Source organism: Arsenicibacter rosenii, from assembly GCF_001870735.1.
GTDB classification, from domain to species: domain Bacteria; phylum Bacteroidota; class Bacteroidia; order Cytophagales; family Spirosomataceae; genus Arsenicibacter; species Arsenicibacter rosenii.
In genome coordinates this window covers 1-1,081 of sequence record NZ_MORL01000175.1, presented here as the reverse complement: position 1 = coordinate 1,081, position 1,081 = coordinate 1, and the positions used below count along the sequence as shown (strand labels likewise).

Sequence of the window (1,081 nt, the reverse complement as noted above, 5' to 3'; positions counted from 1 at the left end):
GACCGCCGCAGCGGAGGTTTTGTTGTAGATCGGGTAAGAACCCGTGCTTATTTCAGCGCATCCAGCGCCACATTTAACTTCAGTACATTCACTTTCGACGGGCCGAACAGGCCCCAGAGTGGTCCTTCTGTCTGTTTTTCAACCAGCGCTTTCACCGCATTTTCCGGCAGATTCCGCGATTTAGCCACGCGGTTAACCTGAATCAGAGCCGCCTCCGGCGAAATATCCGGGTCAAGTCCGCTGCCTGATGCCGTTACCAGTTCAGACGGGATCTGCGCTTTCAGGATACCCGGGTTATGCACCAGAAATGTATCAATCCGTGCCTGAACCGTTTTCAGATAATCCGGATTCGAGGGACCTTTGTTTGAGCCCGCAGAACCGGCCGCATTGTAATCCACAGCCGATGGCCGGCCCTGAAAGTAATCATCCCGGGTAAATGCCTGACCAATGTTGGCATACCCGACCACGTTACCGTTTACCGTAATGGTTTCTCCTTTTCCTTCCCCAGGCGCAAACCGGGCAATCCCTGCCACGACCAGCGGATAAACCACGGCCAGTAAGACCAGCATGACAAGCGTTAACCGAATAGCAATTATTAAATGCGATTTCATGATTTTCAGTAGTTTGACGGCCGGTTGGCCAGGCCAACCGGCACCCGATGATTAAAAGAACAGACCTACGAGCAGGTCAATCAGCTTAATCCCGATGAATGGGACAACGATACCACCGACCCCGTACATCAGCAGGTTACGGCGCAGGAGTGCAGACGCACCGATAGGTTTGTAATCTACGCCTTTCAGAGCCAGCGGAATCAGCAACGGAATGATGATCGCATTAAAGATAACCGCCGACAAAATCGCCGATTCAGGCGAATGCAGCCGCATGATGTTCAGTTTCTGCAAGGCCGGAATGGAGCTGATAAACAGGGCCGGCACAATGGCAAAATATTTCGCAACATCGTTGGCAATCGAAAAAGTGGTCAGGGTTCCCCGCGTAATCAGCAGTTGCTTACCGATCTCCACGACTTCAATCAGTTTAGTCGGGTCGTTGTCCAGATCCACCATATTACCGGCTTCTTTGG

The 1,081-nt window shown here is 52.1% G+C and carries 1 protein-coding gene and 1 pseudogene; both read right to left on the bottom strand.

Annotated elements, in window-relative coordinates; all coding sequences use genetic code 11:
* Positions 1–47: 47 nt before the first annotated feature.
* On the bottom strand, positions 48–611 hold the full coding sequence (locus BLX24_RS30645; protein WP_071506926.1) for a K(+)-transporting ATPase subunit C: 564 nt from the start codon (positions 609–611) through the stop codon (positions 48–50).
* Between the two features lie 51 nt (positions 612–662).
* Positions 663–1,081: pseudogene (locus BLX24_RS30640) on the bottom strand (potassium-transporting ATPase subunit B); the annotation flags it as partial.